The sequence below is a fragment of the Dechloromonas sp. HYN0024 genome, assembly GCF_003441615.1.
GTDB lineage: Bacteria > Pseudomonadota > Gammaproteobacteria > Burkholderiales > Rhodocyclaceae > Azonexus.
Map to the genome: position 1 here is coordinate 376,830 of NZ_CP031842.1, position 24,227 is coordinate 401,056.

General features: G+C 60.6%; 21 protein-coding genes and 2 tRNA genes. 17 read left to right on the forward strand and 6 right to left on the reverse strand.

Translation table 11 applies throughout. The features are described from left to right. From HYN24_RS01895 to ppk2, 8 genes are all read left to right on the forward strand, one after another. Window positions 1–1,680, forward strand: coding sequence for a cation acetate symporter (locus HYN24_RS01895; protein ID WP_117607699.1), 1,680 nt, complete (start codon window positions 1–3; stop codon window positions 1,678–1,680). Window positions 1,681–2,017: 337 nt separating this feature from the next. Then, window positions 2,018–2,689 (forward strand): response regulator transcription factor, encoded by a 672-nt coding sequence (locus tag HYN24_RS01900; RefSeq protein WP_117607700.1) that lies wholly within the window; start codon window positions 2,018–2,020, stop codon window positions 2,687–2,689. A 13-nt stretch (window positions 2,690–2,702) separates the two neighbouring features. Then, window positions 2,703–4,172 carry a sensor histidine kinase gene (locus HYN24_RS01905; RefSeq protein ID WP_240327706.1) on the forward strand — a complete coding sequence of 490 codons (1,470 nt, stop codon included), beginning with the start codon at window positions 2,703–2,705 and terminating at the stop codon, window positions 4,170–4,172. A 65-nt stretch (window positions 4,173–4,237) separates the two neighbouring features. Beyond that, window positions 4,238–4,313, forward strand: a tRNA-Phe gene (locus HYN24_RS01910). Between the two features lie 139 nt (window positions 4,314–4,452). Then, window positions 4,453–4,632 carry a hypothetical protein gene (locus HYN24_RS01915; RefSeq protein WP_117607701.1) on the forward strand — a complete coding sequence of 60 codons (180 nt, stop codon included), beginning with the start codon at window positions 4,453–4,455 and terminating at the stop codon, window positions 4,630–4,632. A gap of 8 nt (window positions 4,633–4,640) precedes the next feature. Continuing rightward, the gene (locus HYN24_RS01920) at window positions 4,641–5,414 is read left to right on the forward strand and encodes a class I SAM-dependent methyltransferase (RefSeq protein WP_240327707.1); all 774 of its coding nucleotides are present in this window, start codon (window positions 4,641–4,643) and stop codon (window positions 5,412–5,414) included. 219 nt (window positions 5,415–5,633) lie between these two features. Then, window positions 5,634–6,089, forward strand: coding sequence for a histidine phosphatase family protein (locus tag HYN24_RS01925; RefSeq protein WP_117610166.1), 456 nt, complete (start codon window positions 5,634–5,636; stop codon window positions 6,087–6,089). A 57-nt stretch (window positions 6,090–6,146) separates the two neighbouring features. Continuing rightward, window positions 6,147–7,268: a polyphosphate kinase 2 gene (gene ppk2, locus HYN24_RS01930; RefSeq protein WP_117607702.1), complete on the forward strand. Its 1,122-nt coding sequence runs from the start codon at window positions 6,147–6,149 to the stop codon at window positions 7,266–7,268. Here ppk2 and HYN24_RS01935 read toward each other — a convergent pair whose 3' ends face one another. Continuing rightward, window positions 7,269–7,760 carry a thioesterase family protein gene (locus tag HYN24_RS01935; protein WP_117607703.1) on the reverse strand — a complete coding sequence of 164 codons (492 nt, stop codon included), beginning with the start codon at window positions 7,758–7,760 and terminating at the stop codon, window positions 7,269–7,271. It abuts the gene before it with no gap. 352 nt (window positions 7,761–8,112) lie between these two features. Between HYN24_RS01935 and HYN24_RS01940 the strand changes: the two genes are divergently transcribed. Further along, complete coding sequence (locus HYN24_RS01940) at window positions 8,113–9,693, forward strand: alkaline phosphatase PhoX (protein WP_117607704.1); 1,581 nt, start codon at window positions 8,113–8,115, stop codon at window positions 9,691–9,693. 125 nt (window positions 9,694–9,818) lie between these two features. On the opposite strand, the gene lpdA is transcribed toward HYN24_RS01940, so the two are convergent. The 5 genes from lpdA to HYN24_RS01965 form a co-directional block, all read right to left on the reverse strand. Next, the gene (gene lpdA, locus HYN24_RS01945; protein WP_117607705.1) at window positions 9,819–11,588 is read right to left on the reverse strand and encodes a dihydrolipoyl dehydrogenase; all 1,770 of its coding nucleotides are present in this window, start codon (window positions 11,586–11,588) and stop codon (window positions 9,819–9,821) included. Between the two features lie 13 nt (window positions 11,589–11,601). Continuing rightward, window positions 11,602–13,224, reverse strand: a complete 1,623-nt coding sequence (gene aceF, locus HYN24_RS01950; RefSeq protein ID WP_117607706.1) for a dihydrolipoyllysine-residue acetyltransferase — start codon at window positions 13,222–13,224, stop codon at window positions 11,602–11,604. Window positions 13,225–13,236: 12 nt separating this feature from the next. After that, a complete protein-coding gene (aceE, locus tag HYN24_RS01955) occupies window positions 13,237–15,912 on the reverse strand; it encodes a pyruvate dehydrogenase (acetyl-transferring), homodimeric type (RefSeq protein ID WP_117607707.1) in 2,676 nt (891 codons plus the stop codon). A gap of 193 nt (window positions 15,913–16,105) precedes the next feature. Continuing rightward, window positions 16,106–16,402 carry a hypothetical protein gene (locus tag HYN24_RS01960; RefSeq protein ID WP_117607708.1) on the reverse strand — a complete coding sequence of 99 codons (297 nt, stop codon included), beginning with the start codon at window positions 16,400–16,402 and terminating at the stop codon, window positions 16,106–16,108. Window positions 16,403–16,404: 2 nt separating this feature from the next. After that, complete coding sequence (locus HYN24_RS01965; protein WP_117607709.1) at window positions 16,405–16,995, reverse strand: cytochrome c oxidase subunit 3 family protein; 591 nt, start codon at window positions 16,993–16,995, stop codon at window positions 16,405–16,407. Between the two features lie 184 nt (window positions 16,996–17,179). Here HYN24_RS01965 and HYN24_RS01970 point away from each other — a divergent pair, with 184 nt between their 5' ends. The 8 genes from HYN24_RS01970 (at window position 17,180) to HYN24_RS02000 (ending at window position 24,093) form a co-directional block, all read left to right on the forward strand. Continuing rightward, window positions 17,180–19,054, forward strand: coding sequence for a thiamine pyrophosphate-dependent enzyme (locus tag HYN24_RS01970; RefSeq protein WP_117607710.1), 1,875 nt, complete (start codon window positions 17,180–17,182; stop codon window positions 19,052–19,054). Between the two features lies 1 nt (window position 19,055). After that, window positions 19,056–19,667 carry an indolepyruvate oxidoreductase subunit beta gene (locus HYN24_RS01975; protein ID WP_117607711.1) on the forward strand — a complete coding sequence of 204 codons (612 nt, stop codon included), beginning with the start codon at window positions 19,056–19,058 and terminating at the stop codon, window positions 19,665–19,667. A 73-nt stretch (window positions 19,668–19,740) separates the two neighbouring features. Next, complete coding sequence (folD, locus tag HYN24_RS01980; protein WP_117607712.1) at window positions 19,741–20,598, forward strand: bifunctional methylenetetrahydrofolate dehydrogenase/methenyltetrahydrofolate cyclohydrolase FolD; 858 nt, start codon at window positions 19,741–19,743, stop codon at window positions 20,596–20,598. A gap of 39 nt (window positions 20,599–20,637) precedes the next feature. After that, complete coding sequence (gene purE / locus HYN24_RS01985) at window positions 20,638–21,135, forward strand: 5-(carboxyamino)imidazole ribonucleotide mutase (RefSeq protein WP_117607713.1); 498 nt, start codon at window positions 20,638–20,640, stop codon at window positions 21,133–21,135. A 25-nt stretch (window positions 21,136–21,160) separates the two neighbouring features. Continuing rightward, window positions 21,161–22,147, forward strand: coding sequence for an L-threonylcarbamoyladenylate synthase (locus HYN24_RS01990; RefSeq protein WP_117607714.1), 987 nt, complete (start codon window positions 21,161–21,163; stop codon window positions 22,145–22,147). Between the two features lie 93 nt (window positions 22,148–22,240). After that, a tRNA-Ala gene (locus HYN24_RS01995) sits at window positions 22,241–22,316 on the forward strand. Between the two features lie 231 nt (window positions 22,317–22,547). Beyond that, the gene (locus HYN24_RS15740; RefSeq protein WP_162888565.1) at window positions 22,548–22,691 is read left to right on the forward strand and encodes a hypothetical protein; all 144 of its coding nucleotides are present in this window, start codon (window positions 22,548–22,550) and stop codon (window positions 22,689–22,691) included. A 1-nt stretch (window position 22,692) separates the two neighbouring features. Beyond that, window positions 22,693–24,093, forward strand: a complete 1,401-nt coding sequence (locus tag HYN24_RS02000) for a sigma-54-dependent Fis family transcriptional regulator (protein ID WP_117607715.1) — start codon at window positions 22,693–22,695, stop codon at window positions 24,091–24,093. Window positions 24,094–24,227: the final 134 nt, after the last annotated feature.

Genomic DNA, 24,227 nt, shown 5'->3' on the forward strand with positions numbered 1-24,227 from the left:
ATGACCAAATTCTCCAAGATCCTTCTCGGCCTTCTGGCCATGGCTGTCGCCGGTGGTGCCATCGCGGCTGGTGCTGACCTCGGTCAGACCGCCAAGCAGGCTACCAACTGGACGGCCATCGCCATGTTCGCCATCTTCGTCGGCGGCACGCTCTACATCACCAAGTGGGCAGCTTCCAAGACCAAGTCGGCGGCTGACTTCTACACCGGCGGTGGCGGTATCACCGGCTTCCAGAACGGCCTTGCCATCGCTGGCGACTACATGTCTGCGGCCTCGTTCCTGGGTATTTCCGGTCTCGTTTTTGCCAACGGCTTTGACGGCCTGATCTTCTCGATCGGCTGGCTGGTCGGCTGGCCGGTCATCACCTTCCTGATGGCTGAGCGTCTGCGCAACCTCGGCAAGTTCACGTTCGCTGACGTGGCTTCCTACCGTTTCGCCCAGACCCCGGTCCGTATCTTCGCAGCTTCGGCTTCCCTGGTTATCGTCGCTTTCTACATGATTGCGCAGATGGTCGGTGCTGGTCAGCTGATCAAGGTGCTCTTCGGCATGGAATACATGTACGCAGAAATCCTCGTCGGCGTCGTGATGCTGATGTACGTGCTCTTCGGCGGTATGACCGCAACGACCTGGGTGCAGATCATCAAGGCCGTCATGCTCCTGTCCGGTGCGACCTTCATGGCCGTGTCCGTGCTGCTGCAGTTCGGTTTCTCGCCGGAAGCCCTGTTCACCAAGGCTGTTGAAATGCACACCAAGAAGGATGCCATCATGGGTCCGGGCGCGCTGATCAAGGATCCGATCTCTGCCATCTCCGTCGGTATGGCACTGATGTTCGGTACCGCTGGCCTGCCGCACATCCTGATGCGCTTCTTCACCGTGCCGAACGCCAAGGAAGCACGCAAGTCGGTTGCCTGGGCTACCACCTGGATCGGTTACTTCTACATCCTGACCTTCATCATCGGTTTCGGCGCTATCACCAACCTGATCGCCAACCCGGGTGACTTCTACATCGGCGGCGAAATCGCCAAGGGTCTGAAGGGCGGCGGCAACATGGCTGCTGTGCATCTGGCCAAGGCAGTTGGTGGTGACCTGTTCCTCGGCTTCATCTCCGCTGTTGCCTTCGCAACGATTCTGGCTGTGGTTGCTGGTCTGACCCTGTCCGGCGCTTCTGCCGTGTCGCATGACCTGTACGCTTCGGTGTTCAACAAGGGCTGCTCGTCCGAGCAGGAACTGCGCGTCTCCAAGATCGCCACGATCTTCCTGGGCATTCTGGCCATGGTTCTCGGTATTGCCTTCGAGAAGGAAAACGTTGCCTACATGGTGATGCTGGCCTTCACCATCGCCTGTTCCTCGAACTTCCCGGTGCTCTTCATGTCCGTGCTGTGGAAGAACTGCACGACGCGTGGCGCTGTGGTCGGTGGCTTCGTCGGTCTGGTTATGGCTGCTGTCCTGACCGTCGGCTCTGCCTCGGTCTGGGAAGCTGTTATGGGCAACCCGAAGGGCTCCGCTTGGTTCCCGTACAACTCTGCTGCCATCTTCTCGATGTCTGCCGCGTTCTTCACGATCTGGCTGGTGTCCATTCTGGACAACTCGGCTCAGGCCCAGAAGGAACGTGCCCTGTACCCGTCGCAGCAACTGCGTTCGGAAACCGGTCTGGGTGCTTCTGGCGCCAGCGGTCACTAAGATCAGACGAGCAGTCGTCAGTAAAAAGCCCGGGTTCGCCCGGGCTTTTTTTCGTCCTGAGTTTGCTCAGGCGGCACTTTGTCACTCTGTGCTCGTGCCGGGATTCTGAAAGCGTGGACGAGCTTGTGCGCTGCGGAATTCGCAGGGTAGATTATTTGATAGACTACGGGGCTTGGGCGAGGGGGAAAAAACGGTAGGGGGCCGTCCAGTGCAGGTCGGACAACCCCCTGAGTAGCGGTAGTACCGCATACTCCAAAGACCATAAAAGGAGAACAGCCCGCGCAGAATAGTGCGACAGGCTTACAGAAATCTTACGCCGGCAGAGGGGCAGGAAAAGATGCGCATTCTTATTGCAGAAGACGACACCATTATTGCCGATGGGCTTGCCCGGTCGCTGCGGCAGGGCGGCTACGCCGTGGACTGGGCCGCCAACGGACTCGACGCCGACAACGCCCTGTTGACGGTGTCCTACGATCTTCTCATTCTCGACCTTGGCTTGCCGAAGCTCTCCGGCCTTGAGGTGCTCAAACGCATTCGGGCCCGTAATTCACAGTTGCCGGTACTTATCCTGACGGCGCTCGACGGTACCGGGGACCGGGTCAAAGGTCTTGATCTCGGTGCCGATGACTATATGGTCAAGCCCTTCGAGCTGCCCGAACTCGAGGCCCGGGTTCGCGCCCTGACCCGCCGTTCGGCCGGGACTTCGCCCACCATCCAGTGTGGCGCGCTGACCTACGATCAGGTTGGCCGGGTGGCGCTGGTCAATGGCGAAACGCTCGAACTGTCAGCCCGCGAGGTTGGTCTGCTCGAAGTCCTGCTCAGTCGCATGGGCCGCCTGGTCAGCAAGGATCAACTAGTCGATCATCTCTGTGGCTGGGGTGAAGAGGTCAGTCACAATGCCATCGAGGTCTATGTACATCGCTTGCGCAAGAAGATTGAAACGGGCGGCGTGAAGATCGCTACCGTTCGCGGACTGGGTTACTGCCTTGAGCGACCACAGGGCGAGTAGCCCACCACCGCAGGTGTCCGAAACCGAGCGCTCGCTGTTTGGCGAGATTCTCGACTGGATGCTCGCGCCTCTGCTCTTCGTCTGGCCGCTCAGCATAGCCTTCACCCATTACTTCGCCAACAACGTCGCCAACTATCCCTACGACCAGGCGCTCCGTGAGCATGTCACGGCCATCGCCCGCCAGGTCAAGCTGGTCGATGGCAAACCCTTGCTGTCCTTGCCCGCTTCGGCCCGGGCCATGTTGCGGGCCGATGAAACCGATAGTGTTTATTTCCATGTGGTCTCGGGCAGCGGCAAACTTCTCGCCGGCGACAAGGATCTCCCCGTTTCGGCATCGTCTCCCGACGACTCGATCGTGCCCGGTGAAGTCTATATGCGCGATGCCGATTTCAAGGGACAGGATCTACGCCTCGCCTATACCTACCTGGCCGAGCCGCAAATGGCCAAGTCGCAGTGGATCATCATCGAAGTCGGCGAAACCACCGAAAAGCGCAGTCAGCTTGCCAACAAGATTGTTGCCAGCGTGATCCTGCCGCAGTTCATCATCATTCCCCTCGCCGTCATGCTCGTCTGGTTCGGCCTGTCGCGCGGCCTGCGCCCACTGACCCGCCTGCGCCAGACCATCGAGGCCCGTGAGCCGGATGACCTGTCGCCGATTGGCACGCGACGCGTGCCCGAAGAGCTTGAGCCACTGGTCGAAGCCTTCAATGCCATGCTCGAGCGCATGAAGCGCAGTGTCTCCGCCCAGCAACGATTCGTTGCTGATGCAGCCCACCAGATGCGTACCCCCCTCACCGGGCTCAAGACGCAGGCCCAATTTGCCATCCGGGAAACCGATCCGGCGGCCTTGCGCCATGCCTTGCACCAGATTGCCACCGGGGTGGATCGGGCCGGGCGGCTGATCAACCAGCTGCTGACGCTGGCCCGGACGGAGGGGGGGGAGGCGGCGCAGCAAAAACACGAGCCGCTCGACCTCGTCGTACTTATTCGCGATGTGGTCACCGACTGGGTGCCGGTGGCTATTGAAAAAGACATCGACCTCGGCTTCGAGTCCGACCACTCGGCGATGATTGTCGGCAATGCCTTCCTGTTAAGGGAGCTGGCCAAAAACCTCCTCGACAATGCCCTGCGCTATACCCCCAGTGGCGGGCACGTTACCTGTCGGGTGGTCATGAGATCGGGCGCCGTGCTGCTCGAAGTCGAGGATGACGGCGTTGGTATCAGCGAGGAACAAGCCGAACTGGTCTTCGAACGTTTTTATCGGGTCGATGATGCGTCGACCGAAGGCAGTGGGTTGGGGCTCGCCATCGTTCAGGAAATCGCCATGCAGCACGATACCCGCGCTAGCCTGCGGCCCAATCCTCACACACGCGGTGCGTTGGCCCAGGTGAGCTTTGTCGCCTGGTATCCGCCGGTCCCACCCCCACCGCCCCCGGATGATTTTTCAGAACTTTACCGCCAGTCGCCCCCAATCGGCACCTGAGTCCGCAAAAACGGCTCTGGAAGGTTGCAGAGGTCGGGTGACATCGCTATAATGCGCCCTCGTTTGGCCAATTAGCTCAGTTGGTAGAGCAGCGGATTGAAAATCCGCGTGTCCGTGGTTCGATTCCGCGATTGGCCACCAGGTTTCATGCAAAACGCCAGCCCTAACCCGGTTGGCGTTTTGCATTGGGGAAACGTATTTTTGCCGGGTATCTGCGTATATCATCGGAGCAGACTTTTTCATTTTGTTTCCCGCCATGTTGGCGACGAGAGGAGGCCTCTTGGCCAAACCAAACTACCAGTTCGAAAAGCGCCAAAGAGATCTCGCCAAGAAGGCCAAACAGGAAGAAAAGCGACGCCAGAAACTGGCTGGCAAGGCCGAGGACGGCGCCGGTCAGGATGATGTGATTGATCCGTCGTCTGTCGCCCTGCCTTCCGGTATCGAAACGCCTGCCATCTGAGGTCTGTTTTGAACGCTGCAGCAAACGTCCGCATCGAGGCGCTGGCACCGGAGCTTGCAGATCGGGCTTTGGCGATGGCAGATACCCTTGGTCTGCCGCTTGCCGGCGATGCCGAGTTTGCCTTGCAGCTGGGCGCGGGCGGCTGGCAATTGCAGGAACTGGGGCAGGATGCCGCGGGTCCGGTGCGGGTCGATTTTCTCGAGGGGGCGGTCGCCCATCGTCGTCTGCACGGCGGCGGCAGCGGCCAGATGATTGCCAAGGCGGTCGGCATTCAACCCGGTGTCCGGCCCGTCATTGTCGACGCCACCGCCGGTCTGGGCCGCGATGCCTTCCTGCTGGCCCAGTTGGGGTGCCCGGTTACCCTGATCGAGCGCCATCCGTTGATCGCCGCCTTGCTCGCCGACGGTCTGGGCCGCGCCCTTGGTGACCCGGACGTCGGGGTGATCATTGAACGCATGCAGCTGCGCCAGGGTAACGCGGTTCAACTGTTCAGGGCATGGGCTGAAGAGCCGCCGCAGGTCATCTATCTTGATCCGATGTTCCCGCACCGCGACAAGAGCTCGCTGGTCAAAAAGGAAATGCGAATGTTTCGTCCGCTGGTCGGGGCTGACGACGATGCGCCGCAACTGCTGCAGGCAGCCCTGGAATTGGCGACGCATCGCGTCGTCGTCAAGCGGCCGCGCAAGGCCCCCAATATTGAAGGCCAGTCACCGGGCTACGTCCTGGAAGGGAAGTCGAGCCGTTACGACATTTATCCCAAGAAGGCCTTGAAGGGCAAATAGTCGCATCCATTGCGACAAGTAAAAACGGCAACCATCGCGGGTTGCCGTTTATTTTACTTTTTGAAAGGCTGGGCCAGTATCGGCGAAAGCTACGCAGCCCGAAATTCTGGGCGCATTGCCAGCAAACGATGTGCCCGCTATGCGATGATGAAATCCATTGTTGCCATCAGGCGGTAACAATCGATGGGCATACTGCCGGCTTTTCGGGAGGGGGCGATCATGGAACTGCTGCTCTGGCGTCATGCTGAAGCGGAAGACGGCGACGACGATATGAAGCGGCGTCTGACGGCGCGTGGCGAAAAGCAGGCGCGCACCATGGCGGCCTGGATTCTGGCGCATCAGCCCAAGGAGCTGCGCATCATTGCCAGCCCATCGGTGCGAACCCAGCAGACGGTGGAAGCCCTCAAGCTGCCCTTCGAGACAGTTCGCAAGATTGGCCCGGAGGCCTGTGTTTCGGAACTGATCGCCGCCTCGGGTTGGCCCAATGCCCAGGGAGCCGTCCTGATTGTCGGACACCAGCCCTCGCTAGGTCGCATGGCATCGCTGTTGCTGGCCGGCCATGAGTCTGACTGGAGCATCAAGAAAGGTGCCTTGTGGTGGCTGAGCAACCGTGTTCGCCGAGGAGAGACGCAGACCGTTCTGCGCTCAGTCATTCCGGTCGAAATGCTGGACTAGACAAGGCGACAGCTTTGCCGTGAAATAGCCTCTTTGCATCGACGGATGGAGAGAGATATGGTCACCCCTAAAAAAACAACGACAGCGCGACCCAAGATGGCGGCAGAAACGGCCAAGCCGGTACCGCGTGCGGCTCGGCGGCGCCAGGTGGCGAGCGGCGATGTGGCGCCGGACCTCAGCGACAAGGGCATTGAAGGCTTTACCGTACGAGCCGCAGTCGATGGTGCCCAGGAATCAAAAATGGGCGCCATGCGCGATGTCATCGCCGGGATGCCGCCGGAAGAGTCGGTCGCCTTGCTCAGGGGCTTGCTCAAGCAACAGGGAGGGGTTGTCGAGGAGTTGCCGGCCAGTCCTGATGAAGAACTGGCCAAGGATTGGCGCGATGGCGGTTATCCCTACAAGAACCTCATGCAGCGCAAGAACTACGAGCGGCAGAAATACCGCCTGCAGGTCGAGTTGCTCAAGTTGCAGGCCTGGGTCAAGGAAACCGGGCAGAAGGTTGTCATCCTCTTTGAAGGTCGCGATGCGGCGGGTAAGGGCGGCACCATCAAACGTTTCATGGAACATCTCAATCCTCGCGGCGCACGCGTCGTGGCCCTGGAAAAGCCGAGCGAGATCGAACGTGGTCAGTGGTATTTCCAGCGCTACGTCCAGCACCTGCCAACCAATGGCGAGATCGTGCTGTTCGACCGCTCCTGGTACAACCGTGCCGGCGTCGAGCGGGTGATGGGTTTCTGCTCCGATCAGGAGTATTCGGAATTCGTGCGTCAGGCCCCCGAGTTCGAGCGCATGCTCGCCCGTAACGGCACCCACCTCATCAAGTTCTGGTTTTCGGTCAGCCGCGAGGAGCAGCGCCGCCGTTTCGGCGAGCGCAAGGTGCATCCGCTCAAGCAGTGGAAATTGTCACCAATCGACATGGCCTCGCTCGACAAGTGGGCCGACTACACCAAAGCCAAGGAGGCGATGTTCTTCCATACCGATACCGCCGATGCGCCGTGGACGGTGATCAAGTCGAACTGCAAGAAGCGGGCGCGGCTCAATGCCATGCGCTACGTCCTGCACAAGCTGCCCTACAACAACAAGGATACCGGTCGGATCGGCAATCTTGACCCGCTCATCGTCGGTCGCGCCAACGTGGTGTACGAACGTGGTGAGCAGCAGGGTGTGCCGATCCTCTGATCAGCTGATGACGTAGGAGGCGCTTCCGGTGGCGATGAGCAGGCCGGTTTCATTCTCCAGCGTCATCTGCACCGAGGCGATACGGCCGCCGAGACGGGTAATCCGTCCGGTGGCCGTAAATTTTTTGCCAATGCCCTGACGCAGGAAGTCGGTGCGCAGGTCGATGGTGCCGATACGGCCGAAGCGATGGGCGACCTGCTCGGTGGTTTCATCATTGAATTTTTCGGCAATGGCGACGGTTGCCGCGAGCCCCCCGACGGTATCGAGCACTGTGGCGATGACGCCGCCGTGCAATCGGCCGTGCAGGAAATGCCCGATCAGTTCCTTGCGCATCATGAAGCTGATTTGTGGTGCGGTCGGGTCCAGTGATTCGACCTTGAAGCCTAGCAGTTCGTTGAAGCAGAGCTTGTGCTCGAACACGTCGCGCAGCGATGCTTCGAGACGGATTTGCTCTTCGGGTGAGCGGCGGGGGAGTTGCGGATGGGCGGTCATGGTCCAGACTGGGAAATAAGAAGGGCGACAAATGTGCCGGCGCCCGAAGCTGCCGCCAGTTTACCGTGGCATGTGCCTGTTCCGCTTTTTTTACGGCGGGACCTAACATTCATCAGAGGTCATGGCGTTGCGCCAACGCGCTGGGGTTTCTCCATGGGCGGCGGTTAGTGGCGATGCTCTGGATGGGTGTATTGACCATGAGCGTGGCTCGGATTGCCGAGCGGAAACGAAAGGTTCATGTCCTTGTAATGTCAGGTGACTAGTCTGGAAGGGCCTGTTGCCTAGCTGGCCGTGAGTCAGGACAAAGGTCGCCCGTGTGAACGAATAACCCCAGTCAATCAGGAGTTTATCCATGAAGTTGAAAACATTAGTCGTGCTGCTCAATGCCGCTCTGATCGCCGTGGCAGCACCTGTGATGGCCGAGCAGGGACCGAGCACAGCCGTTGCTCCGTACGTGCATTCGCTGGTTCCAAATGTCACCATCACTTCCCTTCTGGCCGTTGGTGAAAGAGTCGGAAATTACCGCATGGTCGGGTTGCCCGATGGCCTCGGTGCCTACGACAACGAGGACGGCACTTTCACCGTTCTGATGAACCATGAAATCGCCGATCCGGCGGGTGTCGTTCGTGCGCATGGCGGCAAGGGTGCGTTTGTTTCAGAGTGGGTCATCAACAAGAAGACGCTCGAGGTTGTGTCTGGTGGCGATCTTATCCAGCGGGTGTACCGGCAGGCTACGGATGGTAGCTGGGGGGCGGTGCAGGCGACAGGCGTGGCCGGTCAGGGCAGTTCGTTTTCGCGCTTCTGCTCGGCCGATCTGGCGGCAAAAAGTGCATTTTTCAATAAGGCAACGCGCAAGGGCACCAAGCAACGCATCTTCCTCAACGGCGAAGAATCTGCGCCGACTTACCAGCGTGGCCTGGCTCACGTTGCAACCGGTCCGGACAAGGGCAGCAGCTACGTGCTGCCGTGGACCGAAACAGCTCACGGGGCTTGGGAAAACCTCTTGGCCAACCCGCATTCGGGTGACCGGACAGTGGTAATTGGTACGGCTGATGGCGGTACCAATGGTGTTTACGTTTATGCGGGCGACAAGAAAAATACCGGTAATGATGTCGAGAAAGCTGGCTTGGTGGGAGGCGTCGTCTATCGCGTGGCAGTCGCCGGCAACCTGCCCGAGACGCGTGCGGCCGATGCCGGCCTTGGCCTGACGGTGAACAAACGTGGCAACTATGAAGGAACCTTCTCGCTGGTTGCCGGGGCTGATATTGCCAATGGTGCCAGCACCAAGTTCCTCCGTCCGGAAGATGGCGCCTGGGACAACGAGAACCACAACCGATTCTATTTTGTGACGACCGATCAGATGGACGCAGCCAAGGACGGAAACGGCAATGTTGACATAGCACTGGGTCAGATTGGCCGTTCACGCCTTTGGGCGCTGACTTTCGACGATTCTGCCAAGCCGGAACTGGGCGGAAAAATCGAGATGTTGCTTGATGGCACATCGGCCAAGGGCGATTACCAGATGTTTGACAATATCTCGGTCAATGACGACGGCACGCTCACCTTGCTGGAAGATGTCGGCAATAACCAGCACAACGGCAAGGTCTGGATCTTCAGCCCGAAAAATGGAAGCCTGACCAAAATTGCCGGCTTTGATCCGGTCCTTTTCGGTGACATCAATCGCCCTGGTGCTTATACCAAGGACGAAGAAGCTTCCGGCGTCGTCGATGTGACGGAGATTCTCGGCCACGAAAATGATGACAAGATCTATAGCCTCTTCGTTGCCCAAAATCACACCAAGTACAACGGCAGCGTCGCCGGGTTTTCGGCTGACGCCGAGTTGGTCGAAGGCGGTCAGCTATTACTGATGGCCAGGCCGGCGTACGAGCACAATGAGGGTGAAGGTCGCGAACGTGAGCATGTCCGTCGCTAAAACAGCGCGGATCAGCAAAAGCCAACGCTAAGGACTCTGCCGGCGATTATTCCGGTCTGAGCGGACGGTAAAAAAAGGGCGACGGTTGAACCGTCGCCCTTTTTGTCTTGCCGCGATTGAACGCCTTATTTCTTGCGCGGTGCCGGTACGTCGGTACAGGTGCCGTGGGCGACTTCCGCCGCCATGCCGACCGTTTCGCCGAGCGTCGGGTGGGGGTGGATGGTCTTGCCGATATCGACCGAGTCACAGCCCATTTCAATGGCCAGACAGACTTCGCCGATCATGTCGCCAGCGTTGGGGCCGACAATCGCCCCGCCGATGACGCGATGCGTTTCGGCATCGAATATCAGCTTGGTGAAGCCGTAATCGGCGCCGTTGGCGATGGCCCGACCGGAGGCCGCCCAGGGGAACTTGGCGGCTTCGATCTTGCGCCCTTCCTTCTTGGCCTGGTCTTCGGTGACGCCGACCCAGGCCACTTCGGGATGGGTGTAGGCGACACTCGGGATGACCGAGGCATCAAAGGCTGATTTCTGACCGGCTGCCGCTTCGGCGGCGACGTGCGACTCATGCACTGCCTTGTGGGCGAGCATCGGCTGGCCGACCAGATCGCCGATGGCGAAGATGTGCGGCACGTTGGTCCGCATCTGGGCATCGACGTTGATAAAGCCACGGTCGGTGACCGCAACGCCAGCCTTGTCGGCCCCGATCTTGTTGCCGTTCGGCGTACGGCCGGCAGCTTGCAGTATCATGTCGTACTTGACTGGCTCGGACGAGACGCCTTCGCCTTCAAAGGTGACGTAAAGGCCGTCCTCCTTGGCATCGACGGCGACCGTCTTGGTCTTCAGCATGATCTTGTCGAAACGCTTGGCGTTCTGCTTTTCCCAGACCTTGACTGCGTCGCGGTCGGGGCCTTGCATCAGGCCGTCCATCATTTCGACGACATCGACCTTGGCGCCCAGGGTCGAATAGACCGTGGCCATTTCCAGGCCGATGATGCCGCCGCCGATGACCAGCATCTTCTTGGGCACGAAGCGCAGTTCCAGCGCCCCGGTCGAATCGACAATGCGCGGGTCCTTCGGAATGAAAGGCAGGTGCATGGCGGCCGAACCTGCGGCAATGATGCATTTCTGGAACTTGATGACCTTCTTGCTGCCAGTCTTGTCCTGGCCGGTGCCAGTTGTTTCTTCGACTTCGATGTGATGCGGGTCAATGAAAGTGCCGAAGCCGCGCACGATTTCAACCTTGCGGCCCTTGGCCATGCCGGCCAGACCGCCGGTCAGCTTGCCAACGACCTTGTCCTTGTGGGCACGCAGCTTGTCGATATCGACCGTCGGGGCAGCAAAGGTGACGCCGAGATCATTGGCGTGTTCAGCTTCTTCCATGACCGCCGCAACGTGGAGCAGGGCCTTGGACGGAATGCAGCCGACGTTGAGACAGACTCCGCCCAGCGTCGCGTAACGCTCGACGATGACCGTCTTCATACCGAGGTCGGCCGAGCGGAAAGCGGCGGAATAGCCACCAGGGCCCGCGCCGAGCACGAGCATTTCGCACTCGATGTCGGCACCGCCGGCATGGCTGCCGGCGACGGGGGCCGCGACCGGTGCGGCGGTGGCTGCAGGAGCAGCGGCCTGCGGGGCCGGGGCGGTCGCCGCAGCGCCCGCTTCGACCTTGATCAGCAGGCTGCCTTCGGCCACTTTGGCGCCAAGTTGAACGAGCACTTCCTTGACTACGCCAGCGACCGGCGACGGTACATCCATCGTCGCCTTGTCGGACTCCAGCGTGCAGATCGCGTCATCCACCTTGATGCTGTCGCCGACCTTGACGAAGAGGTCGATGATCGGCACTTCGGCGAAATCGCCAATATCGGGGACTTTGACTTCTACCAGATTGCTCATGGTGTTCTCCCCTTTACAGCGCGACGCGACGGAAGTCGGCCAGCAACTGCGCGATATAGACGTTGAAGCGGGTCGCCAGCGCGCCGTCGATGACGCGGTGGTCAGCGGTCAGCGAGAGCGGCAGGGTGAGGCGGGGGACGAACTGCTTGCCGTCCCAGACCGGCTTCATGGCCGACTTGTTGACCCCGAGAATGGCGACTTCCGGCGCATTGACGATGGGTGCGAAGTAGGTGCCACCGATGCCGCCCAGGCTGGAAATCGTGAAGCAGGCACCGGACATGTCGGCCGGCTTGAGCTTGCCGTCACGCGCCTGCTTGGCGAGATCGCCGGATTCCTGCGCCAGTTCGAAGACCGACTTCTTGTCCACATTCTTGACGACGGGGACGACCAGGCCATTCGGCGTGTCGGCCGCGAAACCGATGTTGAAATACTTCTTCAGCACCAGATTGTCGCCATCGAGCGAGGAGTTGAATTCCGGGAACTTCTGCAGGCCCTTGACGCAGGCCTTCATGAGGAAAGCGAGCATGGTCAGCTTGGCACCGCCACCCTTTTCGTTTTCCTTGTTGAGCAGCACGCGGAAGGCTTCGATGTCGGTGATGTCGGCATCTTCGTGATAGGTCACGGCCGGGATCATGACCCAGTTGCGCGACAGGTTCTGGCCGGAAATCTTCTTGATGCGCGACAGCGGCTTGACCTCGATCTCGCCGAACTTGGCGAAATCAACCTTCGGCCAGGGCAGCAGATCGAGCGAACCACCGCCCGTGACCCCACCACCCGTCGCCGCGACCGGACCGGCAATGGCGCCCGACATGACGCCCTTGACGTACTTGGTCAGGTCTTCCTTGACGATGCGGTTCTTCGGGCCGGTGGCCGGTACCTTGTTGAGATCGACGCCGAGTTCGCGGGCATAGGCCCGGACCGACGGCGAAGCATGCACCTTGGCACCGGCGGCCAGGGTCGGAGCCAGTGCCGCCGGGGCGGCTGCGGCCGGCGCAGAAACCGGTGCGGCAGCAGCCACAGGCGCCGGGGCGGCAGCTTGAACAGCGGCGGCCGGGGCAGAAGCGCCGGTTTCCACCTTGATCAGGACCGTGCCTTCACCAACCTTGGAACCGAGCTGGACGAGGACTTCCTTGACCGTGCCAGCGACTGTGGACGGGACATCCATCGTCGCCTTGTCGGATTCCAGCGTGGCAATCGCGTCGTCGACCTTGATGCTGTCGCCGACCTTGACGTAAAGCTCGATGACCGGGACTTCGGCGAAATCGCCAATGTCCGGCACCTTCACCTCTACGACGCCACCACCGGCAGCGGGGGCGGCTGCGACCGGGGCGGCGGCGGGAGCCGGCGCCGGAGCAGCAGCCTGGGTGGCAGGGGCAGGCGCCGCCGCAGCGGCACCGCCAGCTTCAACCTTGATCAGCAGTGCACCTTCGCCAACCTTGGTGCCAAGGGCAACGAGGACTTCCTTGACGACGCCCTCAACCGTTGAGGGGACATCCATCGTCGCCTTGTCGGATTCGAGGGTGACAATGGCTTCGTCGACCTTGATGTGGTCGCCCACCTTCACAAACAGTTCGATGACCGGAACGCTTTCGAAATCGCCGATATCGGGGACTTTGACTTCAATGATTTGGCTCATGTTGTCTCTCCCTTAAACGCTCAGCGGATTCGGCTTGTTCGGGTCAAGGTTGTACTTGACCAGGGCAGCGGCGACAACTTCGCGCTTGATTTCACCGGTGTCGGCCAGTGCCTTGAGGGCAGCCAGCGTGACCCAGTGACGATCGACCTCGAAGTGGTGGCGCAGCTTCTCGCGGGTGTCGGAGCGGCCGAAGCCGTCGGTGCCCAGCGTGACGTACGGTGCCTTGACGAAGGGGCGGATCTGCTCGGAGAACAGCTTGATGTAGTCGGTTGCCGCAATGACCGGTCCTTTGGCGCCGGCCAGCTTCTCTTCGACATGCGACAGCTTCGGCTCTTCCAGCGGGTGCAGCATGTTCCAGCGCTGGGTATCGATACCGTTGCGGGCCAGTTCGTTCATGCTCGGGCAACCCCAGAGGTCGGACTCGACACCCCAGTCCTGTTTGAGCAGGTCGGCGGCGGCGATGACTTCGCGGAAGATGGTGCCGGAGCCAAGCAGCTGGACGCGCGGTCCCTTCGATTCAGCCCCCTTCTTGAAGGCGTACATGCCCTTGATGATATCGGCTTCGGCACCGACCGGCATTTCCGGGTGCTCGTAGTTCTCGTTCATCACCGTCAGGTAATAGAAGACGTCTTCCTGCTCGGCGAACATGCGGCGCATGCCGTCCTGCGTGACGACAGCGACTTCGTACTGGAAGGTCGGGTCGTACGAGATGCAGTTCGGGATCAGGTTCGACAGGATCAGGCTGTGGCCGTCTTCATGTTGCAGGCCTTCGCCGTTGAGCGTCGTGCGCCCGGCCGTGCCGCCGATCAGGAAGCCGCGGGCGCGCTGGTCACCAGCCGCCCAGCAGAGGTCGAGGACGCGCTGCATGCCGAACATCGAGTAGCAGATGTAGAACGGAATGGTCTGGACGTTATGGACGGAATACGAAGTGGCGGCGGCGATCCAGTCGCTCATTGCGCCGGATTCGTTGATGCCTTCCTGCAATACCTGACCGGTCTTCGATTCCTTGTAGAACATCAGCTGGTCATGGTCTTCCGGCACATAGTTCTGGCCTTCCTGGTTCCAGATGCCGACCGAGCGGAACATGCCTTCCATGCCGAAGGTGCGGGACTCGTCCGGCACGATGGGCACGACGTTCTTGCCGACATTCTTGTCCTTCAGCATCATGTTCATGATGCGGACGATGGCCATCGTCGTAGACAATTCGCGGCCTTCGCCGGAGGCTTTCAACAGGGCGGCAAAGGTATCAAGTGACGGTACGGCGAGCGGGTCGGCCTTGCGGCGGCGCTGCGGCAGGAAACCGCCGAGGTCCATGCGGCGCTGGCGCATGTACTGGTATTCCGGGGAGTCTTCAGCAAATTTCAGGTAGGGCAGGGCTTCCAGCTGGTCGTCCGGCACAGGCAGGTTGAAACGGTCGCGGAAGCGGCCGATCTGGTCCTTGTCCATTTTCTTCTGCTGGTGCGAGGTGTTCATCGCTTCACCGGCCTGGCCCATGCCGAAACCCTTGATGGTCTTGGCCAGAATCAGGGTCGGTGCGCCCTTGGTCTTGATGGCGCGGTCGTAGGCGGCAAAAATCTTGAAAATGTCGTGGCCGCCACGGTTCAGCGCCCAGACTTCATCGTCGGTCCAGTCGGCGACCAGTTCGCGCAGTTCCGGCGTGTTGAAGAAATGTTCGCGGACATAGGCGCCATTCTTGGCCTTGAAGGTCTGGTACTGGCCATCGACCAGTTCCATCATGCGCTTCTTGAGGATGCCCTTCTTGTCGCGCTGGAACAGGGCATCCCAATGCGTGCCCCAGACCAGCTTGATGACGTTCCAGCCGGCACCGCGGAATTCGGATTCGAGTTCCTGGATGATCTTGCCGTTGCCGCGCACCGGGCCGTCAAGGCGCTGCAGGTTGCAGTTGATGACGAAAATCAGGTTGTCGAGCTTTTCGCGCCCGGCCATACCGATGGCGCCGAGCGATTCGACTTCGTCGGTCTCGCCGTCGCCGAGGAAGGCCCAGACCTTGCGATCATTGGCCTTGGCCAGTCCGCGCGAGTCGAGGTACTTCATGAAGCGGGCCTGATAGATGGCCTGGATCGGGCCGAGGCCCATGGAAACGGTCGGGAACTGCCAGAAGTCCGGCATCAGCCACGGATGCGGGTAGGACGAAATGCCCTTGCCGTCGGTTTCCTGACGGAAATTGTCCATCTGCTCTTCGCTCAGGCGGCCGAGCATGAAGGCGCGTGAATAGACGCCCGGTACGGAATGGCCCTGGAAGAAGATGAGGTCGCCACCGGAGGGGTCGTTGATGCTGCGCCAGAAATGCGAAAAGCCTACGTCGTAGAGCGCGGCGGCCGAAGCGAAGGAGGCAATGTGGCCGCCGACGTTGGTGTCCTTGTTGGCGCGCACGACCATGGCCATGGCGTTCCAGCGGATGTAGCTGTGAATCTTGATTTCCATGTCGGCGTTGCCCGGGTACTTGGGCTGCTGATCGGCCGGAATGGTGTTGATGTATTCGGTGTTGGCCGAGTAGGGCAGATCAATGCCGTCTTCGCGGGCTTGTCCGATCAGCTTCTCGATCAGGTAATGGGCGCGGTCAGCGCCTTCCTGGGTGATGACGCCTTCCAGAGCGTCTATCCATTCCTTGGTTTCCTGCGGATCGACGTCGGCGGGGTCAGGCAAATTATTCGGTTGTTCGGCCATGGTTTGTCTCCTGGATTGAATGTCATTCTGTTTTGCCTGTTGAGCAAAACAACTTTAGCTGGTTCCTGCGTGCTTCGCGAGTCCGTACTTTCCCTTAGTCACGTTTCGCATTGTAAAAACAAAATTCACATCGTGCAATAGGGGTAAACGCGTACCGCGCCTTTTGAACAAAATTAAAACCGGTCAGGTGCGCTTAGAGCGTGGCCCAGCGGGCCAGCGTGCCGCCGAAAAAGGCGGTGGCGATCAGGGCGATCGGGGCAAGGGCGATGAATGTTCTGAGGATGCCGGCGATAAACGGGTGGGCAACTGGCGATTCGAGGAAGCAACGGGCCACCAGCGCCCCCTTGATCCAGATGATGGCGGCGACCAGCAGCGGCAGCCAGGGAGCAGCGCGGAACCATTCGCTGAGACCGAGGCTGGCCAGCGTCAGGCCGACCAGCGTAAGCCAGGCGGCGGTCAGGCGGGAGAAGTGGTCGGTTTTGGTGTTCATGCTCAGGCCAGCACGTAAAACATCGGGAAGATGACCAGCCAGATGATGTCGGTGGCGTGCCAGTAGCAGGCCAGGGCTTCCAGCCCGGCATGGTCGTCCGATGAATAACCGCGAAAACTCAGCCGGGCAAGCACCCAGAGGATGCCAAGAATGCCCCAGGTGGCGTGTACGAGATGGGTGAACGTCAGGTAGTAGTAGACCGTGAAAAAAATCCCCGATTCGCCGTTGATGCCGTTGGCCAGGTTCCAGCTGATTTCGAGTGCCTTGGTCAGGGGGTAGCCCAGGGCGACGGCGAGGCCCCTGACAAGCCAGATGATGGCGGCCCGATGCTGGTCCTGGCGGATGGCGTTCACCGAACAGGCAATGAAATAGCTGCTGGTGATCATGAGCAGGGTGATCACGGTGCCGGCGGTCACCGAAAGGCGTTGTGCTCCGTCGTGGAAAGCCTCGGGAAAATGTGCACGGGCGATGAAGTAAACCGCAAAGAGCACCGAGAACTCGACGAACTCGCAGCTAATGCCGGCCCAGATTCCCTTGTTGCCGGGAATTCGGAAGCGGGGCACTGGTACCGCGAGGGGGGTGGTAGTGGTCATGGCGGGTATCCGGGAGAGTGGCCATTGTTCCGGGGCTGGTCGGGGCGGGCTTTGATATCCATCAGCATCCGGCAAATAACAATACGACACGAAAAATATTGTCAATCGAGTTGCGCTGTATCAAATTGGCTTTCGGGGCCACCTTTAAAATCGACCGTCTCGTTTAATTGATTTAGGAGTCGACATGGCGGCAGTCATGCCTGTACCGGCAGCAAGCCGGGTCCTGATGTCCGGTAATGAAGCGGTCGCCCGCGCCGTATGGGAGGCTGGCGTCAAGGTCGCCGCTGCTTATCCCGGTACGCCGTCTACTGAAATGCTGGAAGTCATTTCCACCTACCCGGATCTCTATGCCGAGTGGTCGGTCAATGAAAAGGTCTCGCTGGAGGTTGCCATTGGCTGCGCCTACGCTGGTTCGCGCGCCTTTTGCTGCATGAAGCACGTCGGCATGAACGTCGCCTCCGACGCGTTGATGACCCTGACCCTGACGGGTGTGGTCGGCGGCCTGGTCATCGCCATTGCTGACGACGTCGGCCTGTCGTCATCGCAGAATGAGCAGGACTCGCGCTACTGGGGCCGCTTCGCCCACGTGCCGGTGCTCGAGCCGGCGGATTCGCAGGAAGCCTACGCGATGACCCTGTATGGCTACGCGTTGTCGGAAAAACTCCAGGTGCCGGTCATCCTGCGCATGACGACGCGCATCAACCACGTCAAGTCACTGGTCACCGTCGGCGAGCGCGGTGAGCATGTCGGTGCCGGCTTCACCAAGGAGCCGGCACGCTTCGTGATGGTGCCGGGCAATGCCGGCAAGCGCATTCCGCTGATGTTTGCCCGCGAGATCAAGTTGCGCGAACTGGCCGAAACGTCAGAACTGAACTTCATCGAAGACGGTCCGGACAAACGCGTCGGCTTCATCGCCTCCGGTCCGGCCTACATGCACGTCAAGGAATCCTTCCCCAATGCGCCGGTACTGAAGCTCGGTTTTTCCAGCCCGGTGCCTTTCGATAAATGCCGCGAACTGGCCGCCATGGTTGATCAGGTCGTGGTCGTCGAGGAAGTCGAGCCGCTGGTTGAAACCGAACTGAAGGCACAGGGCTTGAAGGTCATTGGCAAGGAAATTCTGCCGCTGCAGGGCGAGTTGTCGCCGAATGTCCTGAAACCGGCCATCGCCCGATTGCTCGGTGAGCCAATGCCGGAAACGACGACATTCGCGCCGATGCAGGTTTTCCCGCGGCCGCCGACGATGTGCGTGGCCTGCCCGCACCTGGGCGTCTATTACACGCTGTCGCAGGTCCGTAACCTCAATATTTCCGGTGACATCGGCTGCTACACGCTGGGCGCCGGACATCCGTGGAACGCCCTGGATACCTGCGTCTCGATGGGGGCCTCGATGGGCGTCGCGCTGGGCATGGACAAGGGACGCGGCGAGGCCGACAAGGACAAGCGCATCGTCGCCGTGATCGGCGATTCGACCTTCCTGCACATGGGCATGCAGGGGCTGCTCGACATGGTGTACAACAAGGGCAATGTCACGGTCCTGCTGCTCGATAACCGCGCCGTCGGGATGACCGGTGGCCAGAACAATCCGGGCAATGGTTATGGCATCCACGGCGAGGAGGCTCCGCGCATTGATTTCGCCAGGCTGGTCTCGGCGCTGGGCGTCAAGGATGAGCGCATTCACAAGGTCAATCCTTATGAGTTGCCGGTACTCTTCAAGACCATTCGCGATGAGGTGAAGGTCCCCGATGTTTCGGTCATCATCACCGACCAGCCCTGCGTTCTGGTCAAGGATTACCACAAGCTCAAGCCGTTCGAGGTTATGGATGACAAGTGCACCGGCTGCGGCAACTGTATCGATGTCGGTTGTCCGGCCATTCACGTGACGAGCCGCGGCAAGGAGGTCAAGCCGAGCGGGCGCGAGGTCGATCTGGCTTTTGTCCGGATCGAAACGTCGGTGTGTACCGGTTGCGGCCTGTGCGTCCAGCCATGTGCGCCAAAGGCCATCGTGCACCATATGGCGACTTCGCCGATCAATCTGGTGACCAAGGGATGTGAGGCCTGAGATGAGTGAAAACACCAATATTCTCGTCGTCGGCATCGGTGGTCAGGGTGTCATGACGGCGACCGAGATTCTGGCGGAAGCCGCCATCGCGCTCGGTCACGACGCCAAGAAAACGGAAGTCGCCGGCATGGCGCAGCGCGGCGGGGTCGTTTCCTCTCACCTACGTTTCGGTCAGCGGGTTTTGTCGCCGCAGATCACGCCGGGTACGGCTGACGTCCTGCTCGGCTTCGAATCGGCCGAGGCGATGCGCTGGCAGCACATGCTCAGGCCGGGTGGTATCACCCTGATGAACACCGCCCGACTGGTGCCGCCGGTGGTTGAGCTGGGCCTCTTTGATTACCCGGAAGATCCGCTGGCTGAAATCAAAAAATGCGGCAACAAGGTCGTCGCCTTCGATGCCACCTCGATTGCCCAGGGCCTTGGCGACATTCGGCTAGGCAACACCGTCATGCTCGGTGCCATCGCCGATCACTTGCCGTTCGGCGCCGAAACCCTGCTCGACTGTGTACTCAAGCGCTTCCAGCGCAAGGGCGAGAAGCTGGTCGAACTGAATCGCCGGGCGTTCGAGGCCGGACGCGCAGCGGTCGGCCAAGCCGAGGCTGCACTCGCGTAATCTGTTAAAATACGCGCCAATTCAAAGGGAAAGGCAGCCGCCTTTCCCCTTTTCTTTTCAGTTGGATGCGACGATGACAGCTCAAATTATCGATGGCAAGGCACTTGCCGAAGAACTCCGTCAGGGTTTCAAGGCACGTGTCGAGGGGCTCACCGCCAAAGGGCACAAGCCCGGTCTGGTGGTCATTCTGGTTGGAGCCGACCCGGCCTCCGAAGTGTATGTCCGCAACAAGGTCAACGGCTGTCTGGCCATTGGCATGCACTCCGAAAAGATCACCTATGACGCCACGGTCGATCAGGCAACAGTGCTTAACAAGATTGCCGAACTGAACGCCAACCCCGAGATTCACGGCATTCTCGTGCAACTGCCGCTGCCCAAGCATTTCGATGAGGAAGCGGTGCTCGAAGCCATCGCCGCCGACAAGGACGTGGACGGCTTTCATGCCGAGAACGTCGGCGCGCTGGCCCAGGGCAATCCGCGTTTCATCCCGTGTACGCCCTACGGCGTCATGAAGATGTTTGAAAAGGGCAATGTCGACCTGATCGGCAAGGAAGCTGTCGTTATCGGCCGCTCCAACATCGTCGGCAAGCCGATGGCGCTGCTGCTGATCAACGCCGGTGCCACGGTCACCGTGTGCAACTCGCGCACGAAAGACCTGCTCGGCCACACCCGTCGCGCTGACATTCTGGTCGCTGCCGTCGGCAAGCCGAAATTCGTGACCGCCGATATGGTCAAGCCGGGCGCTGTCGTCATCGACGTCGGTATCAACCGCCTGCCCGACGGCAAGCTGTGTGGTGACGTCGATTACGCCGGCTGCCTTGAGGTGGCCGGCCAGATCACCCCGGTGCCGGGTGGTGTGGGTCCGATGACCATCACCATGCTGCTGGCCAATACGATCGAAGCGGCGGAACGAAAAGCCGCCGCCCGCTGACTAAGGCATCTTTCCATCCCTACTTGAAGGATTTACAACATGAGCAATAAGCCCCTGGTTGGTATCGTCATGGGTTCCGACAGCGACTGGCCGATCATGCGCGCCGCCGCCGTCGCCCTGAAGAGCCTCGACATCCCCTACGAAGCCAAGGTTCTGTCTGCCCACCGTACCCCGGATCAGGCATTGGACTACGCGGCAACCGCCGCCGAGCGTGGCATCAAGGTGCTGATCGGCGCCGCGGGTGGTGCCGCCCACCTGGCCGGCGTTCTCGCCGCCAAGACGCAGATTCCCGTGCTCGGCGTGCCAATGCCGTCGAAGCACCTGATGGGGCTTGATTCGCTGCTTTCCATGGTCCAGATGCCGGGTGGTATTCCCGTCGCCACCTTCGCTGTCGGCGAAGCCGGGGCGACCAATGCTGCGCTGTTTGCCGTCTCCATCCTGGCCCTGAGCGACGCTGGCGTTGCCCAGAAGTTGGCTGGCTTCCGTCAGAGTCAGACGGAAAAAGTGCTGTCCAAGACGTTGCCTGATCAGCCTTGATCACAACACCGACCAGCTTTCGCCGATGACTCAGGACTACACGCGCGCTGTTGAATTGCTGCGCGCTGGCGAACTGGTCGCCTTCCCGACGGAAACGGTTTACGGCCTGGGGGCGGATGCCGCCAACCCGGCCGCCGTTGCCAAGATTTTTGCCGCCAAGGGCCGTCCGGCTGATCACCCGCTGATTGTCCATATTGCCGGTCACGACGCCGTCGATCACTGGGCCGAGCAGGTTCCCGATGTCGCCTGGGAACTCATGGAGGCTTTCTGGCCTGGTCCGCTCACCCTGATTCTGAAAAAACAGGCATGGGTGCCCGATGCCGTGACCGGCGGCCAGAATACCGTTGGTCTCCGCGTTCCCGGTCATCCAGTGGCTCTCGGCCTGCTCCGTGCCTTCGCTGCCGAGGTTGGCGAACACGCCGGCATCGCGGCGCCCTCGGCCAATCGCTTCGGGCGCATCAGTCCGACCACCGCCGAGCATGTCCGCGAAGAACTGGGCGATCGGGTGCCGCTGATTCTCGATGGCGGCCCGTGCACGGTCGGCATCGAATCGACCATTGTTGACTGCTCGCGGGGTGATCCGGTTGTCCTGCGTCCCGGCCATATCGCACCGGCCCATCTCGAAGCTGTCCTCGGTCGTCGCCCGGTGATCGAAACTGCCGCCGGCGCGCCGCGTGTTTCCGGTTCCCTGGCTGCCCACTATGCACCGCAAACGCCGATGCGCCTCGTGCCGGCCGAGCGTTTGCTCGATTTCATCAACGCCCAGCGCCACAAGGGTGACCGCTGCGGCGTCATCAGCACCAACCAGCCCCCGCAGGCCTGCATGCCTCACGCCTGGCGCCTGTTGCCGGCCGACCCGGTCGGCTATGCCCACGACCTCTACGCCGCCCTGCGTAACATGGATCATGCTGGCGTCGACCTTATTGCCGTCGAAGCCTTGCCCGACGACCCTGCCTGGGCCGCCGTCGCCGACCGCCTGCGTCGCGCCGTTGCCGGGGCCGGTCAAGGCTAGTGCTGGCGTGGTGGTGAAACCCTGTTTCGCCTGCATCGGGCCGCAAAAGCCGCTTTGATCTGTAAATTGGGTGCGCTAGAATCACCGCACATTGGGGGGGTAGCTCAGTTGGGAGAGCGCCTGGTTCGCAATCAGGAGGTCGTGAGTTCGATCCTCATCCTCTCCACCATCGATGCCGGAATTAAAGCCCTGAGAAATCAGGGCTTTTTTCTTTTGGGCGGTTAGCGCGAGCCAGGAATCCTGAGAAGGCCCATTCAGCCCTGGTGGTTGGTCGCCGAGTTAGGGGTTTCCCTTGGTGTGCTTGTTTTCTAGAGGAATTCGACGAATACTCCGAGCCTTCAGGCGAGACCTGAATCAGCGACGTTTTTTTGCAAAATCATTTTGTTCGGAGGATCGAGGCATGTGTTTGCTGACCATGGTGCAGCCACGCCAAACTTCCGGAAATACCCCGCTGATCACCTGTTTCGCCAGGCTCGGCGGCCTTCTGTCTGGCTTTGGTCAGGCCAGTTTCTGCGCTGAAATCGAGTTGGCATTGGTCCATTAGCATGACGTCCGACGATCTTCGCGAGCTGGCCTCGCAATCACTGCTCTCGCATTTTGCCGATCTTTGTGAGGGGGCGGTCATCGTTGATGCCGACGCCAATGTCGTCTGGATGAACGATCAATATCCAGCCCATCTGAAAATTCGAGATCTGGCAGCGACCATTGGCCGGCCGGTCGAGGAGGTCATCCCCAACAGCCTGATGCGTCAGGTGGTGCATAGTGGCCAGCCGATCATGCTCGATATCATGGATTTCGGGCAGGAGTCTTTTGTTGTTACCCGTTTGCCGTTGCGGGATGCAGAGGGGAAAGTGGTCGGCGCTGTCGGCTTTATGCTTTACGACGATCCGCGTCATTTGCTGCCGGTCGTTTCGCGCTACCAGCGCCTGCGGGCCGATCTGGCCGATGCCGAGCGTCGGCTGGCGGATGCCCGGCGGACCAAATATACCTTTTCCAGCTTTGTCGGCTCCGGGACCGCCTGTGCCGAGTTGAAGCAGGCAGCCCGACGGGCTGCGCGTACTTCATCGTCGGTGCTGATCCTGGGTGAAACGGGGACCGGCAAGGAGTTGCTGGCTCAGGCCATCCATGCCGCCAGTCCGCGCGCCAATGCGCCATTCGTGGCAGTCAATATCGCCGCCGTGCCCGAGACGCTGCTTGAAGCCGAGTTCTTCGGGGTGGCTGCCGGCGCTTATACCGGGGCAGACAAACGGGGGCGCGATGGAAAGTTCAAACTGGCCGATGGTGGCACGCTGTTTCTCGATGAAATTGGCGACATGTCGCTGGCGCTTCAGGCCAAGCTGCTGCGGGTGCTGCAGGAACGTGAATTCGAGCCGGTTGGTTCCAACCGCCTGATGGCCGTTGATGTGCGGATCATCGCTGCGACCAGTCGCGATCTGGAGAAGATGGTTGCCGACGGCCAGTTCCGGGCTGATCTGTACTATCGCTTGAATGTCATCACCCTGAACACCCCGGCTTTGCGCGAGCGTCCGGAAGATATGGGCCTGCTCGCCGATTTTCTGATTGAGCAGATTTGCCGACAGCAAGGCATTACCTTGCACGGGATCAGCACGGCCGGGCTTAATCGCCTGTTGCAGCACGACTGGCCCGGCAACGTTCGGGAACTGGCCAATGTCCTTGAGCGCGCCCTACTGATGAGCGATGGTGAAATGCTCGACAGCGCTGATCTTGATCGGGTCATGCCCAAGATCAAGGCTTCGCTCGTCCCCGCGCTGGCCAACGCCCTGGGTATCGCCGAGGTCGTCGCCCAGGCCGAGCGTCAGGCGATCCTCGCGGCCCTGCGCATCTGCGCCGGAAACAAGGCGCAGGCAGCGCGCCTGCTCGGCATTTCGCGGGCTGCGCTCTACGAAAAGATTGCTGCCCTGGGCGTTGATGCCGAACTGGCGTGAGGTGTCTGCCGGGCTGGACAGCATGTCTGCCGAGGCAGACGCCCGGGCCGTTCCTGGCGCATTGCCAAAAGCGATGAATTCCATCATGTTCAATGAGTTGCGCGATCTGGCATGGGGTGTGCGATAGAGAAAGC